General features: G+C 73.2%; 12 protein-coding genes and 1 tRNA gene. 9 read left to right on the top strand and 4 right to left on the bottom strand.

The features are described from left to right. The first annotated feature begins 48 nt into the window (after positions 1-48). From J4709_RS15990 to J4709_RS15975, 4 genes are all read left to right on the top strand, one after another. Positions 49-588, top strand: coding sequence for a PPA1309 family protein (locus J4709_RS15990; RefSeq protein WP_208241403.1), 540 nt, complete (start codon positions 49-51; stop codon positions 586-588). A gap of 130 nt (positions 589-718) precedes the next feature. Further along, positions 719-1,165, top strand: coding sequence for a molybdenum cofactor biosynthesis protein MoaE (locus J4709_RS15985; RefSeq protein WP_208241401.1), 447 nt, complete (start codon positions 719-721; stop codon positions 1,163-1,165). 28 nt (positions 1,166-1,193) lie between these two features. Then, positions 1,194-2,243, top strand: coding sequence for a YlbL family protein (locus tag J4709_RS15980; RefSeq protein ID WP_208241400.1), 1,050 nt, complete (start codon positions 1,194-1,196; stop codon positions 2,241-2,243). A gap of 49 nt (positions 2,244-2,292) precedes the next feature. Next, a tRNA-Met gene (locus tag J4709_RS15975) sits at positions 2,293-2,366 on the top strand. A gap of 266 nt (positions 2,367-2,632) precedes the next feature. Here the strand turns inward: J4709_RS15975 and J4709_RS15970 are convergent. After that, positions 2,633-3,064, bottom strand: coding sequence for a pyridoxamine 5'-phosphate oxidase family protein (locus J4709_RS15970; protein ID WP_208241398.1), 432 nt, complete (start codon positions 3,062-3,064; stop codon positions 2,633-2,635). Positions 3,065-3,068: 4 nt separating this feature from the next. Then, positions 3,069-4,073 (bottom strand): NADP-dependent oxidoreductase, encoded by a 1,005-nt coding sequence (locus J4709_RS15965; RefSeq protein WP_208241396.1) that lies wholly within the window; start codon positions 4,071-4,073, stop codon positions 3,069-3,071. A 60-nt stretch (positions 4,074-4,133) separates the two neighbouring features. On the opposite strand from J4709_RS15965, the gene J4709_RS15960 reads away from it, so the two are divergent. Together J4709_RS15960 and J4709_RS15955 are read left to right on the top strand one after the other, a co-directional pair. Next, entirely contained in the window at positions 4,134-7,217 is a 3,084-nt protein-coding gene (locus J4709_RS15960) for an ATP-binding protein (RefSeq protein WP_208241394.1), read from the top strand. Between the two features lie 51 nt (positions 7,218-7,268). Further along, positions 7,269-8,831 (top strand): acyl-CoA synthetase, encoded by a 1,563-nt coding sequence (locus J4709_RS15955; protein WP_208241392.1) that lies wholly within the window; start codon positions 7,269-7,271, stop codon positions 8,829-8,831. On the opposite strand, the gene J4709_RS15950 is transcribed toward J4709_RS15955, so the two are convergent. Beyond that, positions 8,832-9,917, bottom strand: coding sequence for a PucR family transcriptional regulator (locus J4709_RS15950; protein ID WP_208241390.1), 1,086 nt, complete (start codon positions 9,915-9,917; stop codon positions 8,832-8,834). A 101-nt stretch (positions 9,918-10,018) separates the two neighbouring features. Here J4709_RS15950 and J4709_RS15945 point away from each other — a divergent pair, with 101 nt between their 5' ends. The 3 genes from J4709_RS15945 (at position 10,019) to J4709_RS15935 (ending at position 14,261) form a co-directional block, all read left to right on the top strand. Continuing rightward, on the top strand, positions 10,019-10,933 hold the full coding sequence (locus J4709_RS15945; protein ID WP_208241388.1) for a proline dehydrogenase family protein: 915 nt from the start codon (positions 10,019-10,021) through the stop codon (positions 10,931-10,933). Between the two features lie 17 nt (positions 10,934-10,950). Beyond that, positions 10,951-12,582 (top strand): L-glutamate gamma-semialdehyde dehydrogenase, encoded by a 1,632-nt coding sequence (pruA, locus tag J4709_RS15940; RefSeq protein ID WP_208241386.1) that lies wholly within the window; start codon positions 10,951-10,953, stop codon positions 12,580-12,582. Between the two features lie 137 nt (positions 12,583-12,719). Then, positions 12,720-14,261, top strand: coding sequence for a serine/threonine-protein kinase (locus J4709_RS15935; protein ID WP_208241384.1), 1,542 nt, complete (start codon positions 12,720-12,722; stop codon positions 14,259-14,261). Positions 14,262-14,291: 30 nt separating this feature from the next. Here J4709_RS15935 and J4709_RS15930 read toward each other — a convergent pair whose 3' ends face one another. Beyond that, on the bottom strand, positions 14,292-15,494 hold the full coding sequence (locus tag J4709_RS15930) for a cytochrome P450 (protein ID WP_208241382.1): 1,203 nt from the start codon (positions 15,492-15,494) through the stop codon (positions 14,292-14,294). Between the last annotated feature and the right edge of the window lie 59 nt (positions 15,495-15,553).

Raw genomic sequence — 15,553 nt, 5'->3', positions numbered from 1 at the left:
CGACTACCCCCGGGGTTCCCGCATTTCCCGGGCCCCGGACGGGGAAAGATGGGGCCCGTGAGCCTTCTGGAAGAAGTCGTGCTGGACCTCGAACGCCACTCCGCGCAGGAGGGCTGGGACTCCGCGCCCCGCCTCTACGCCCTCGTCCGCAGCACCGAGCTGCGCCGCGCCGAGCCCGAACTCGCCGACCAGCTCGGCCTGCCCCCCGACGCCGACACCCTCGCCGCCCTGGAGCAGCCCGCCCTCCCCGACAAGGCGGCCGTCGAGGACGCCCTCGCCGCCATCGCCTGGCCCGACACCGTCGAGGGCTGCGCCCTGGTGATCGAGCGGGTCGTGCTGCCCCCCGAGGCCGAGGAGGAGATCCCCGAGGGCGAGGCGGAGGCCGCCGAGTACGCGGCGAACCACCCCGACCGCGAGGACGTCCGGATGATCGTCGGAGTGCTGCGGGACGGCGCCCGGCACTCCGCGCTGCGGCTGCGCCGCCACGCCGCCGACGACGAGGTCCTCGCCGGGCCCGACCTCGTCCCCGCTCTCGCCGAGGCCCTCGCCGCCACCTTCGACCCCGACGAGCCCGGCGCCGCGCACTAGCCCGGCGGACGGCGGCGGCGCGGCGGCGCCGCCCGGTGTGGCCGGTGCCGGCCCCGGCGGCCGGGTGCCCGGTCGGAATCGGCGGGACTCGGCACCGGCCGCGGCGCCGGAGAAAGGTAGATTGCAGGACGTGAGCGAAGACAGCGCCGCCGCCGGGAACGTCATCCGGCTCGCCGAGATCCGCGACACCCCCCTGTCCGTCGACGAGGTGTTCGCCGCCGTCGGCGACCCCGCCGCCGGCGGCGTCGCGCTGTTCGTCGGCACCGTCCGCGACCACGACCACGCCCGCGACGTCAGCGCCCTGTCCTACAGTGCCCACCCCACCGTCCAGCGCGAACTCCTCGCCGTCATGGAGAAGGTCGCCGCCGACTTCCCCGTCCGCGCCCTCGCCGCCGTCCACCGCGTCGGCGACCTGGCCATCGGCGACCTCGCCGTCGTCGTCGCCGCGTCCTGCCCCCACCGCGCCGAAGCCTTCGACGCCTGCCGCCGCCTGATCGACGACCTCAAGGCCCAGGTGCCCATCTGGAAGCACCAGACCTTCGCCGACGGCGCCGACGAGTGGGTCGGGGCCTGCTGAGCCCCCCGGTCCGCATAGAGTTCCGACCATGTCTCGTCGTGCCGCCACGCTCACCGTCGCGAGCGTCCTCGTCCTCGCGCTGGCCCTCGTCGGCTCCCTCATGCCGGTGCCCTACATCGCGCTGATGCCCGGCCCGACGAGCAACACCCTCGGCACCAACGAGAAGGGTCAGCAGGTCATCACCATCGACGGCCGCAAGACCTACCCCGACGAGGGACACCTCAACTTCACCACCGTCACCTACCGCGGCGGCCCCGGCGGGCGCATCGACCTCCTCACCGCCCTGCGCGGCTGGCTCGACCACGACACCGCGATCGTCCCCGAGGAGCTCTACTTCCCCAAGGACGAGAGCCAGAAGCAGGTCGACCAGGAGAACACCCGCCAGATGCAGGACTCCCAGCAGAGCGCCAAAGCCGCCGCCCTGCACGAACTCGGCGTCCCCCTGCAGACCCAGGTGCTCGTCCAGGGCGTCCAGAAGGGCCGCCCCGCCGACGGCAAGCTCCAGCCCGGCGACCAGGTCACCGCCCTCGACGGCACCAAGGTCACCAGCACCGCCCAGGTCACCGGCAGCATGGCCAAGCGCAAGATCGGCGACAAGGTCTCCCTCACCGTCCAGCGCGGCGGCAAGCAGACCACCGAGACCCTCACCACCGTCGCCGACCCCACCGGCAAGCGCGCCGTCGTCGGCGTCGTCCTCGGCGACCAGTACAAGTTCCCCTTCAAGATCGACATCAGCGTCGGCGACATCGGCGGCCCCAGCGCCGGCCTCATGTTCGCCCTCGCCATCTACGACAAGCTCACCCCCGGCCCCCTCAGCGCCGGCAAGTTCATCGCCGGCACCGGCGAGATCGACCCCGACGGCCAGGTCAGCCCCATCGGCGGCATCCAGCAGAAGATGATCGCCGCCCGCCGCGCCGGCGCCACCGTCTTCCTCACCCCCGCCAAGAACTGCTCCGAAGCCGCCGGCGCCCGCCCCGCCGGCCTCCGCCTCGTCCGCGCCGACACCCTCCACACCGCCATCCAGGCCGTCAACGCCATCACCACCGGCAAGGGCGCCGTCCCCGCCTGCACCAAGTGACCCGCCGATTTGGCCGAACCCCCGCCATGCAATACAGTTGAGTCATCACCGCGGGGTGGAGCAGTTCGGTAGCTCGCTGGGCTCATAACCCAGAGGTCGCAGGTTCAAATCCTGCCCCCGCTACGGGTCCTAGGGTCCGTGTGGTCGCGCCTTCGGCGCTTCCCCACGGGCCCTTCGCCGTTTTCCGGGGGGCGACCCCCCGAGCCCCCCGGTGTGGGGGCTCAGCCCCCACGCCCCCGGGCTCGGGCTTCGCCCATCGCTTTCGTTCGTGCGGGTTCTTGCTCTGCGCCCTCTTTTGGGGCTTCGCCCCTTGCCCCCTTGGGCTTTCGCCCCTGCTTGTGCGGGTTGGTGCTCTGCGCCCTGCTTGGCGGGCTCGCTGCTCTGGGGTGTTAGGCGAACTCCTTGCTGAAGTCGAAGGTGCGCCAGCGGGTGGGGCGGATGCTGATCGTGGTCCAGTGGGGGAGGGTCTCCTCGATCGCGGCGAAGAAGCGTTCGCCGTCGGCGGGGCCCAGGTAGCGGATCGACCAGCGGTGGTACTCGGCCGGGTCGGTGGGTTCGTAGCCGGTTATGGGGCCGTCCACGGAGACGAACTTGTAGGGCATCTCCTCCTGCTGGACGGCGAAGCCCGCCTGGCCGGCCTGCTTGATGAGGGTCAGCTTCCGGCTGGTGGACGGTGTGCTGATCCTGATGTCGCCGCCGGGTTCGTAGGCGTACCAGATCGGGACCAGGAGCGGCGCCCGGCCGTCGGGGACGCTGAGCATGCCGATGCGGGTGTCCGCCAGGAACGTCTCGCGTTCGGCCTTGGTCATGCTTGTGGTCATGGTGTCACCCCAGGTGGACGAGCATCTTGCCGGTGTTGGCGCCGCTGAGGACACCGAGGAGGGCGTCCGGGGCGCGGTCCAGGCCCTCCATGACCGTCTCCTCGGTGCGCAGGGTTCCGTCGGTCAGCCACGCGGCGGCCTTGGCGATGTGGTCGGGGAAGCGGTCGAGGTGGTCCGTCACCAGCACGCCGCGCAGGTTGAGCCGCTTGAGGGCCACGTCATAGATGTTGCGGGGGCCGGGGACCGGGCCGGTCGCGTTGTACTGGCTGATCATGCCGACGAGGGCGGCGCGGCCGTGCGCCTTGAGGGCGCCGATGGCGGCCTCGAGATGGTCGCCGCCGACGTTGTCGACGTAGACGTCGATGCCGTCGGGGGCGTGCTCGGCGAGGCGCTCGGGCAGCGAGCCCGCACGGTAGTCGATCGCGGCATCGAAGCCGAAGGTCTCGACGACCTTCGCGGCCTTGCGGGGGCCGCCCGCCGAGCCGATCACCTTGGCGGCGCCGAGCGCGCGGGCGATCTGGCCCGCGACGCTGCCGACCGCGCCGGCCGCGCCGGAGACGAAGACCACGTCGCCGGGCCGGACCGGCGCGATCTCGGTGACGGCGAGGTGGGCGGTCAGGCCGGTCGTGCCCAGCGCGCCTAGGTAGTCCTGCGGGCGGGCGATCGTGGTGTCGACGACGGTGGCGTCGGCGGCGTCCATGACGGCGTACTCCCGCCAGCCGAGGAAGTGCGACACGGTGGCGCCGGTGGGGACGGTCTCGCTTCGCGAGGCGACCACCTCGCCGATCGCGCTCCCCTCCAAGGCGGCGCCCAGCTGGAAGGGCGGAATGTAGGACGGGGCGTCGTCCATTCGGCCGCGCATGTACGGGTCCACTGACATCCAGGTGTTGCGGACCAGGATCTGACCTGGGGCGGGTTCTGGCGCGGAGGTCTCTGCCAGGGTGAAGTTCTCGCGGGCGGGCATGCCGGCGGGGCGGGAGGCCAGCCGGATCTCTCGGTTGGTGTTCATGGGTCTCAGGATGCGGTGGGCGCCTTCGGGTTTTCTGTTGATCCGCTTTAGGCTGGCGTGGTGCGTTTCGGGGTGCTGGGGCCGCTGGCCGTCTGGACGGACGACGGCGCACCGGTGCGGATCCCTGAGGCGAAGGTGCGGGCGGTGCTCGCTGCACTGCTCGCGCACGAGGGTCGCGTCGTGTCGGCCGACCGGCTGATCGATCTGGTGTGGGGCGAGCGGCTGCCCCGCAATCCCGCCGGGACCCTGCAGACGCGGATCTCCCAGTTGCGGCGGGCTTTGGAGGAGGCCGAGCCGGGCGGGAGGGGCCTGGTGGTGTCGCAGCCGCCGGGTTACCTGCTGCGGGTGGAACCGGAGGCCGTGGACGCCGCCCGGTTCGGGTCTTTGGTGGCGCGGGCGCGGGGTGGGGCTCGTGAGCGGGCGGGGCTGCTGGGCGACGCGCTGGCGCTGTGGCGGGGGCCGGCGTACGACGGGTTCGATTTCGCCGGGCCGGTCGCGGCCCGGTTGGAAGAGCAGCGGCTCCTGGCGGCGGAGGAGCACGCGGAGGCCCTTCTGGAGCTGGGCGAGCACGGCCGGGTGGTCGTCGAGCTGGAGGAGCTGGTGGCCCGGCATCCGCTGCGCGAGCGGCTGCGGGGCCTGCACATGCGTGCGCTCTACCAGGCCGGACGCCAGGGCGCGGCCCTGGAGAGCCATGCCGACCTGCGTGCGCGCCTCGCCGAGGAACTCGGTGTCGATCCGGGTCCCGAGATCGCGGGCCTGCACGAGGCGATGCTCAGGCAGGATCCGGCGCTGGAGGCGGCGCGTCCGCGCGGGAACCTGCCCGCGGCCGTGACCGAGCTCGTCGGGCGGGCGGAGGCGGTGGCGCAGGTGACCGCGCTGCTGGGGTCGGGACGGCTCGTCACGCTCACCGGCGCGGGCGGGGTGGGCAAGACGCAGCTCGCGCTCAAGGTCGCCCGCGGGTTCGGTGACGCCTGGCTGGTCGAGCTCGCCGGTCTGGACCGTGCCTCCGGTGACGCTCTGGCGGGGGTGGTCGCTTCGGCGCTCGGCATCCGGGGTGACGAGGGCGTCCCGCGCGATCCGCTCACGCGGCTGGCGGATGCGCTGAGCAGGAGGGACGTCCTGCTCGTCCTGGACAACTGCGAGCACGTGATCGAGTCCGCGGCGGCGGTGGTGGGGACGCTGCTGCGGGCGGCGCCGGGCCTGCGCGTCCTCGCGACGAGCCGGGAGCTCCTCGACATTCCCGGTGAGGTGCTGTGGACCGTGCCGCCTTTGGAGTTTCCGGGGGAGGAGGCGTCCGCCGCCGACCTGCCGCGGTTCGCGGCCGTGGAGCTCTTCGTGGCGCGGGCCGCGGCGGCTGCGCCGGGCTTCGCGCTCGATCCGGGCAACGCGGCGGCCGTGGCGTCCGTCTGCCGGCGCCTGGACGGGATCCCGCTCGCGCTGGAGCTCGCCGCGGCGCGGGTGCGGGTGCTGGGGGTGCACGAGCTGGCCGCCCGGCTCGACGACCGGTTCGGCGTGCTGGTCGCGGGCCGGCGCGACGCGCCGGCCCGCCAGCGCACGCTGCGGGCGATGATCGACTGGAGCTGGGAGCTGCTGTCCGAGCCGGAGCGGGCCGTCCTGCGCGGGCTCGGCGTGCACTCCGACGGGTTCACGCTCGCCGCGGCCCAGGACGTCGCCGGCCTGGACGGGATCGACGTGCTGGCCCGCCTGGTGGACCGCTCGCTCGTGGTCGTGGCGGACGGCCCCCGCTACCACCTGCTGGAGTCGGTCCGGGAGTACTGCCTCGAACGGCTGCGGGAGGCCGGCGAGCACGACCGGGCCGCCCGCCGCCACCTGCACCACTACACCGCGCTCGCCGAACGCGCCGCCGCGCACCTCCAGGGCCCGGACCAGCGGGAATGGCTGGAGCGCCTCGACCGGGAATGGGCCAACCTGCGCACCGCCCTCGACACGGCGGTCCGGACGGGCGGCGCCGCCCGTCTCGTCAACGCGCTCACCTGGTACTGGGTTCTGCGGTGCCGGCTGGCCGAGGCCCTGCGCGCGCTGGACCTGGCACTGGGCGCGGAGGACGACCCCCGCGCCGCCGTCTGGCGGACCGGGGTGGCGCTGCTGATGGGCGGGGGAGCGGACGCGTCCGTCCCGTACGGGGAGATCGCCGATCCGCGCGAGCGGGCGAGGGCCGTGTGGTTCCTCGCCTTCGCGCATCGCGGCTTCACCGACCCGAGCGTCACCTCCGGGTTGCTCGGTGAGGCTCTGGAGGGCTTCCGGGAGCTGGACGACCGCTGGGGCGTGGCCGCCGCGCTGGGTGTGCGGGCGACGATCGCCCGGGTCCGCGGGGACCTGGCCGCCGCGCGCCGCGACGCGGAGGAGAGCTATGCGGGCTTCCGGGCGCTCGGCGACCGCTGGGGGCAGGTAAGGGCCACCAACACCCTCGCCGAGCTGGCCGAGATCGCCGGCGACCACGCCGGCGCGTCCCGCCTGCACCGGGAGGGCCTGCGGATGGCCGAGGAGCTGTCGCTGTGGAGCGAGGCGTCGTTCCGGCACTCGGGGCTCGGCAGGATCGCCCTGCTGACGGGCGACCTCACGGCCGCCGACGCGCACCACGAGCGGGGGATGCGGCTGGCCGTCGAGCAGTCCGACCGGGCCGCGGAGCACTTCGCCGAGATGGGCCTGGCGCTGAGCGCGCGGCGCCGGGGCGAACCGGACGTGGCGGAAGCACGGCTGGCCGGGTGGGTGGACTGGCTGCGGGGGGTCGAGGGCGAGCCCGGCCTTGCGCTGGTGCTGTCCGAGCTGGGCTTCGCCGCCGAGCAGCGGGGCGATGTCGGGGCCGCCGAGAAACTGCATCGGGACGCTCTCGCCTCGGCCCGTGCGATCGGTGACCCGCGGGCCGAGGCGCTGGCCCTCGAAGGGCTCGCGGGGGCGTTCGCCGGCCGCGACGCGGAGCGCGCGGCGCGGCTGCTGGGCGCCGCGGCGGCTCTGCGGGCGTCGGTCGGCGCGCCGCTGCCCCCGGCCGAGCGGGGCGACGTGGACCGGATCACCGCAGCCGTGCGCGAGGCGCTGGGGGACGAGGCGTTCGCCGCCGGGTTCGAGGACGGCCGCCGCCGGGGCGCCGACGTGCCTCCCGTCCGCGACGGTGTGTGGTTATGATCCGGATCACTGGCTCTATCAGCGGGTTCGTCCGGAAGGGGAGGGTGGGCGATGTCCACGTCGGTGGTGCGGGCACGGCAGCACTCTTATGGGGATCTGCTGCATCGGACGGCCCGGCGGTATCCGGGGAAGCTCGCGGTGGTCAGCGGTGACCTGCGCGTCACGTACGCGGAGTTCGACGCGGCGGTGAACCGGGCGGCGAACGCGCTGGCGGAGCGGGGGCTGCGCAAGGGCGACCGGCTCGCCCTGCTGTCGCACAACTGCTTCCAGTACGCGGTGCTGGCGTTCGCGACGGCGAAGCTCGGCGTGGTGCTGGTGCCGGTGAACTTCATGCTGAACGCGGACGAGATCGCCTACATCCTCGGGCATTCGGGCGCGTCCGGGATCGTGGCCGAGGACGCGCTGGTGGCCACGGCCGAGAAGGCCCTGGTCGCGGCGGGCGTCCAGGGCGGGGTGCGGGGACGGATCGGCGGGGCGTCCGAGGGGTGGGAGGACGTCGACGGCTGGTGGCGGGAGGGTTCCGCGGCGGCGCCGGACGTGCTGGTCGGCGACGATGATCCGCTGCGGCTGATGTACACCTCGGGCACGGAGTCGCGGCCCAAGGGCGTGATGCTGACCAGCCGGTCGCTGATCAGCCAGTACGTGAGCTGCATCGTCGACGGGGAGATGTCCGCCGATGACGTCGAGGTGCACGCGCTGCCGATGTACCACTGCGCGCAGCTGGACTGCTTCTTCTCGGTCGATGTGTATCTGGGCGCGACCAGCGTGATCCTGCCGGGGCCCGATCCGGCGCTGCTGCTGGAGACGATCGAGCGGGAGAAGGTCACGAAGCTGTTCTGCCCGCCGACGGTGTGGATCGCGCTGCTGCGGCATCCCGATTTCGCGCGGCGGGACCTGTCCAGCCTGCGCAAGGGGTACTACGGGGCGTCCGCGATGCCGGTGGAGGTGCTGCGGGAGCTGCTGCGGCGGCTGCCGGACGTGCGGCTGTGGAACTTCTACGGGCAGACGGAGATGGCGCCGCTGGCGACGATCCTGCGTCCGGACGAGCAGCTGGAGCGGGCCGGGAGCGCCGGGCGGGCGGCGATCAACGTGGAGACGATGCTCGTCGACGACGACGGGAATCCCGTGGCGGCCGGCGAGGTCGGCGAGATCGTGCATCGGAGCCCGCACGCGGCTCTCGGCTACTACAACGACGAGGAGAAGACCGAGGACGCCTTCCGCGGCGGCTGGTTCCACTCGGGGGACCTCGGGGTCATGACCGAGGACGGCTACCTGTCGGTGGTCGACCGGAAGAAGGACATGATCAAGACGGGTGGGGAGAACGTCGCCAGCCGGGAGGTCGAGGAGGCGATCTACGAGCTGGACGGGGTCGCGGAGGTCGCCGTCTTCGGGATCGCCCATCCGCGCTGGATCGAGGCGGTCACGGCGGTCGTCGTCGCCAAGCCGGGGGCCGCGCTGGCCGTCGACGACGTGCACGCGCACGTGCGGGAGCGGCTCGCGGGGTACAAGCGGCCGAAGTACGTGGTGATGGCGGAGTCGCTGCCGAAGAACCCGAGCGGCAAGATCCTCAAGCGCGAGCTGCGGGGCCGGCACGCCGGGCTGGCGGAGTCCTGATCATTCCAGGTGCGGGGCGAGGGTGAGGGCGAGGTGGAGGGTCAGGCGGTCCTGGCCGTCGGTGAGGGTCAGGGCCGTCAGCTCCTCGATGCGGCGGAGGCGGTGGTAGAGGGTCTGCCGGTGGATGTTGAGGGCCTGGGCGGTCTTCTGGGCGTTGCCCGCCAGGTCCAGGTAGGTGCGGGCCGTCAGGGCCAGGTCGGGATGGCGGAGGAGGTTCTCCGTGCCGGGGGTTCGGGTGGTCTGCGTCAGCGCTTCGTCGCCCGCGGCGCGCAGGAGGCGCAGGACGCCGAGGGACGTCCAGTCGCGGGTCTCGCCGGCGGCGGCCGTGCGGGCGGCGACCCGGGCGCGGAGCCAGCCCTCGTGGACGGTCTCCAGGGTGGGGCAGGGGGAGTAGAAGCCCGCGTGGACGGGCGTGGTGCGCTCCTCCAGGAGGCGGCGGGCCCGGTCGACGACGGTACGCGGCGACGCCGACGCCGGGATCACCAGGACGTGGTCGCGCTGCCAGACCGTGGTGAGGACGGAGTGGGGGAGCAGCCACGGGTTGAGCGGGTCGGTGCTCGGGGTGCGCAGGACGGCGACGGCGAGCGGCGGGTCGGGGACGCCGGCCTCGGCGAGCTCGTTGGCGGCCTGGGCGCGGACGTCCGGCTGGGCCGACAGGAGGTCGGCGACCTTCCAGCCGAGGTCGTCGCGCTCACGGGCCTGGCGGGCCATGAGCAGGCCCGCGCGCTCGCAGAGCGGCATGGCGGGGGCGGCGTCGGTGATGCGCTCCTGGTCGTCCAGCAGCCAGAGGTAGCCGTAGGTGACGTTGTTCCAGCGGACGGGCAGGCAGAGCCGGCCGAGCTGGCCGAGGGAGTGGTCGGCGGGGATGCGGACGGGCCCGGCGGCGCGGGCGATGCCGTAGGACTCGAAGCGGGTGCGGACGGCCTCGGTCGCGCGCCGGTGCAGGATCGAGTCCATCCGGACGGGGTCGATCGTGTCGCCGTGCGCGGCGTAGGCGACGAGGTGGAAGTCGCGGTCCTCCAGGGTCGCCGGGGCGCCGAGGAGGTCGGCGGCGAGTTCCACGATCTCTTGAAGGTCAGGGGCCATTGGACATCTGTATGAAGACTCTGCTGGTTGAAAGTGGCATCTGACTATACGCGGTGCGGGGCTGGGGTTCCTACCTTCGAGGTGTCGTTAGGAGGCGCCTCATGCTCGGTCCCGTTCTGCTTGCCGCCGCGCGCAGCGATCGCATGCGCGGGCTGGTCACCTCCGTACCGCTGACGCGGCGGGTCGTCGACCGGTTCGTCGCCGGGGAGGACCTGGACGCCGCCGTCCGGGCCGTGCGGGAGCTGACCGGCGGCGGGCTGCGCGTCACGCTGGACCACCTGGGCGAGTACACGCGCGAGCGGGCGCAGGCGGAGGCCACGCGGGACGCCTACCTGGCGATGTTCGAGGTCTTCGCCGAGCAGGGGCTCGCGGCGGGCGCGGACGCGTCGGTGAAGCTGTCCGCGCTGGGGCAGGCGCTGCCCGGTGATCTCGCGCTGGACAACGCGCGGGAGATCTGCGCGGCGGCGGCTCGGGCCGGCATGACGGTCACGCTGGACATGGAGGACCACACCACCGTGGACTCCACGCTGGAGGTCCTCGGCAAGCTGCGCGCCGACTTCCCGTGGGCGGGCGTCGCGATCCAGGCGATGCTGCGCCGGACGGAGGGCGACCTGCGCGACCTGGCGCACGAGGGGTCGCGCGTCCGGCTCGTCAAGGGCGCCTACGCGGAGCCCGCGTCGGTGGCGTTCGACGGCAAGGCCGAGATCGACCGGGCTTACGTGCGCGGGCTGCGGGTGCTGATGGCGGGCGACGGGTACCCGATGGTCGGCAGCCACGACCCGCGGCTGATCGACATCGCGCGGACGCTGGCCGTCGTGAACGACCGGTCCGCCGGCTCGTACGAGTTCCAGATGCTGTACGGCATCCGGGCCGGTGAGCAGCGGCGGCTCGCGCAGGACCACCGGATGCGCGTCTACGTGCCGTACGGGAGCGACTGGTACGGCTACTTCATGCGCCGCCTGGCCGAACGGCCCGCCAACCTCGTGTTCTTCCTTCGTTCGTTCGTCTCTCGCTGATGAGGAGGCCCCCTTCCATGGACGCCGTGACCACCGTTCCGACGCCCGCGAACGAGCCGGTGCGCGGGTACGCGCCCGGCAGCGCCGAGCGGGCCCGGCTGGAGGCGAGGCTCGCCGAGCTGACCGCCGAGGCCCCGATCGACCTGCCCATGACGATCGGCGGCGAGCGGCGGCTCGGCGCGGGCGCGAAGGTCGCCGTCGTGCAGCCGCACGACCACGCGTCGGTGCTCGGGACGTTCGGGACCGCGACGGCCGATGACGCCCGCGACGCGATCGGCGCCGCGCTGGAGGCCGCGCCGGCGTGGCGGGCGCTGCCGTTCGACGAGCGCGCCGCCGTCTTCCTGCGCGCCGCCGACCTGCTCGCCGGGCCGTGGCGTGAGACGATCCTGGCCGCGACGATGCTCGGGCAGTCCAAGACCGTCCAGCAGGCGGAGATCGACAGCCCGTGCGAGCTGGTCGACTTCTGGCGGTTCAACGTGAGCTACGCGCGGCGGCTGCTCGCCGAGCAGCCGATCAGCAGCCCCGGCGTGTGGAACCGGTCCGACCTGCGGCCGCTGGAGGGGTTCGTCTACGCGATCACTCCGTTCAACTTCACCGCGATCGCCGCGAACCTGCCGACCGCGCCCGCGCTGATGGGCAACGTCGTGGTGTGGAAGCCGTCGCCGACGCAGACCTACGCGGCCGTGCTGACCATGCGGCTGCTGGAGGAGGCGGGACTGCCGCCGGGCGTCATCAACCTCGTGACCGGGGACGGGGTCGCGGTCTCCGAGGTCGCGCTGGCCCATCCGGAGCTCGCCGGCATCCACTTCACGGGGTCGACCGCGACGTTCCAGCACCTGTGGAAGACGGTCGGGAACAACATCGAGAAGTTCCGGAGCTACCCGCGGCTCGTCGGCGAGACCGGCGGCAAGGATTTCGTGGTCGCGCACCCGTCGGCCGACCCGGACGTGCTGAAGACCGTGCTGGTGCGCGGCGCGTTCGAGTACCAGGGGCAGAAGTGCTCCGCCGCGTCCCGCGCCTACATCCCGCGCTCGATCTGGGAGAACGGGTTCAAGGAGCGGCTCGCGGACGAGGTCGAGGGCCTCACCATGGGCGACGTGTCCGACCTGTCCAACTTCATCGGCGCGGTGATCGACGAGCGGGCGTTCGCGAAGAACAAGGCCGCGATCGACCGGGCGAAGGACGACCCGGCGGTCGAGGTCGTCGCGGGCGGCACCTACGACGACTCGGTCGGGTACTTCGTCCGGCCGACGGTGCTGGTGTCCGGCGACCCCGACAACGAGATCTTCTCCAAGGAGTACTTCGGGCCGATCCTCGGCGTACACGTCTACGACGACGCCCGGTACGAGGAGATGCTCGCGCAGATGGAGTCGGTCGCCGACTACGCGCTGACCGGCGCCGTCATCGCGACGGACCGCGCCGCGGTCGCGCACGCCGCCGAGGTGCTGCGCTACGCCGCCGGCAACTTCTACGTCAACGACAAGCCGACCGGCGCCGTCGTGGGGCAGCAGCCGTTCGGCGGGGCGCGCGCGTCCGGCACCAACGACAAGGCGGGGTCGGTGTTCAACCTGCTGCGCTGGACGTCCCCGCGCTCGATCAAGGAGACGTTCGTCCCGCCGACGGACTACCGCTACCCGCACATGGGCTGACCGCCGGCGGCGCCGCGGCCGGGGCACCACCCGGCCGCGGCGCCGGTGCGGCCGGGCGCCGCGAGTCAGATGGACAACTGCGTTCTTCTGCTCGCATAATCATGGCTCGTGACCGCACAGGCCGCCGGGAGGCGTGCATGACGGACGGGCCGCGGCTCGCCGCCGGAACCGAGCTCGACGACCGGTACCGCCTGGAGGGCCTGATCGGCCGCGGCGGCATGGGCGAGGTCTGGCGCGCGGTCGACACCAGGCTGCGCCGGCCGGTCGCGATCAAGGTGCTGCCCGCCGAGCCGGCCGCCGTGCCGGGCGCGATGGAGCGGTTCGAGCGCGAGGCGGAGGCCGCCGCCGCGCTCCAGCACCCCGGCATCACCGTCGTGTTCGACATCGGCCGCACCGAGGACGGCCTCGCCTACCTGGTCATGGAGCTCCTCGAAGGCGAGGACCTCCAGACGGTCATGCGCCGCAGCCCGGGCGGGCTGCCGGTCGGCGAGGCCGTCGCCCTCGCCGTCCAGCTCGCGGACGCCCTCGCCGCGGCCCACTCGCGCGGGATCGTGCACCGCGACATCAAGCCCGCGAACCTCTTCGTGCTCGCCGACGGGCGCCTCAAGCTGTGCGACTTCGGCATCGCCGGCCTCGCCGACGCCGCGACGCGGCTGACCCAGGACGGCGGGTCCGTCGGCACCCCCCTCTACATGGCCCCCGAGCAGTTCCGCGGGGAGGCCGCCGACTCCCGGTCCGACCTCTACGCGTTCGGGTGCGTCCTCCACGAACTCCTCACCGGCGGCCCCCCGTTCCGCTCCGGCACCGGACTGCCCGGCCTGCTGTACGCACACCTGAACGAGCCCCCGCCGCGCGTCGGCGCCGTCCGCCCGGACGTGCCGCCGCACCTGGAACGGCTCGTCCTCGACCTCCTCGCGAAGGAGGTGGACCGGCGCCCCGCGAGCGCGGCCGCCGTCGCCTCGTTCCTCCGGGCGGAGGGCCAGGGGACTGCACCGCAGCCGGTGGCCCCGCAGCCGGTCGCGCCGCCTCCCGGCCCGCCTCCCGCCGGGCTTCTGGCGCCGGGGCTCCCGGGCCCGGGGACGAACCCCGGCACGGCGATGACCCCCGGTACGACGATGAACCCCGGTACGACGATGAACCCCGGCACGGTGGTGATGCCCGGCCGGGCGGCCGCCGGCCGGCCCGCCGTGCGGGTGATGCTCGCGGCGGGCGCGGCGCTCGTCCTCGCCGCCCTCGTGATCGGCGGCACCGTCGTCTTCCTCGCCTCCCCGCCGGACGGCGGGGCGAGCGCGGCGAGCGCGACCAGCGGGTCGACCCCGCCGACCGTCCCGCCCACGACCGCACCCTCGGCGACCCCCTCCACGCCGACGGTCCACAAGATCGTCTACAAGGTGAGCGGCAGCGTCTCGCCCGTCTCGGTCATGATCTTCCCTCCCGGCGGCGGCATGACCAACCAGACGGTCAAGCCGCCGTGGAGCGCCAAGTACGAGGCGTCGCGCTTCACCTTCCTGAGCGTCGGCGGCAACACCGGGATCAAGACCGGGCGCATCCACTGCAGCATCTCGCTGGACGGCAAGGTCGTCCAGGAACGTTCCGCCGAGGGGCAGTTCGCCAGCGTGAGCTGCCAGTACCAGGACCCCTTCGGCTACGGCTTCGGGTTCGGCTCGCCCGCGCCGTAGGCCGCCCGGGCGGCGGGCGCCGCGTCCGGCTCAGCCGAGCCCGGTCGCCGGGAGCGAGACCCAGCCGCGGGTGAACGGCGACGCGATGCGCTGCGCGTTCTCCAGGTCCACCCCCACATCGGGGTGGGCCCGGAGCAGCTCCTCCAGCGCGACGCGCGCCTGCAGCTTCGCCAGGTGCGAGCCGATGCAGAAGTGCACGCCGCTGGAGAACCCCAGGTGGCGCGGGATCTCCCGGGTGATGTCGAGGTCGCCGGCGGACGGGCCGAACTCCCGCTCGTCCCGGTTCGCGGACCCGAACAGCATCATCACCTTCTGGCCCTCGGGGATCTCCGCCCCGCCGATCGCGACCGGCCGCGTCGTCGTCCGGCCGAGCGCCTGCACCGAGCCCTCCAGCCGCAGGAACTCCAGCAGCGCGTTCGGGATCAGCGAGAAGTCGGACGCGAGCCGCTCGCGCTGCGCGTGATCGGTGTCCAGCAGCATGACCCCGTGCGAGATCAGGTTGCCGGTCGTGTCGTTGCCGCCCGCGACCATGACGAAGCAGAACCCGAGGATGTCCCAGTCGGTGAGGCGCTCCCCGTCCACCTCGGCCGCGGTCAGCGCGCTGATCAGATCCTCGGACGGATCGGCCCGGCGGGCCTCGATCACGCCGGTGAAGTACTCGAACATCTCCGCGACGGCCGCGACCGCGTCGTCCTTCAGCGCCTTCAGATCGAACCCGTCGTCCTGGAGCGTCGTCAGCGCCCGCACCCACGGGTCGAACCGCGCCCGGTCCGCCTCCGGGACGCCGAGCAGGTGCGCCAGCGCGAACGTCGGCAGCGGCGAGGAGAAGTCCCGGTGCAGGTCGGGGACCTCGCCGTCGGCCGCCTTGCGCTCCATCCGCCCGATGTTCTCCCGGACGAACCCGCGCAGCATGTCCTCCAGCGCCGCGATCCGCCGTGGCGTGAACCCGTGGCTCACCAGCCTGCGCAGGACGGTGTGGCGCGGCGGATCCAGCATCACGATCGTCGGCGCCAGGCCCAGCGTGCCGATCTCGTCCGGGTAGAACGTCAGCCCCTGCGCGGACGAGAACGCCCCCGCGTCGCGCGTCGCCGCCCAGATGTCCTCGAACCGCGACAGCGCCCAGAACGGCGGGTCGTCGTGGCGGTGGACGGGGTCCTCGTCGCGGAGCCGCCGGTACGCGGGGTACGGGTCGGCCTGGAAGCCGGGATCGAACGGGTCGTAGACGTCCACCATGGCGCGGGCCCTCCGGGAGGTTGTAACGAGCACCGTTATTAACGCCCCCTGTTAGTATC

The sequence above is a fragment of the Actinomadura violacea genome, from assembly GCF_017573465.1.
In the GTDB taxonomy this organism is placed as follows: Bacteria; Actinomycetota; Actinomycetes; order Streptosporangiales; family Streptosporangiaceae; genus Spirillospora; species Spirillospora violacea.
Note: the sequence above shows the minus strand (reverse complement) of the source record. Positions and strands in the feature narration are given on the sequence as shown.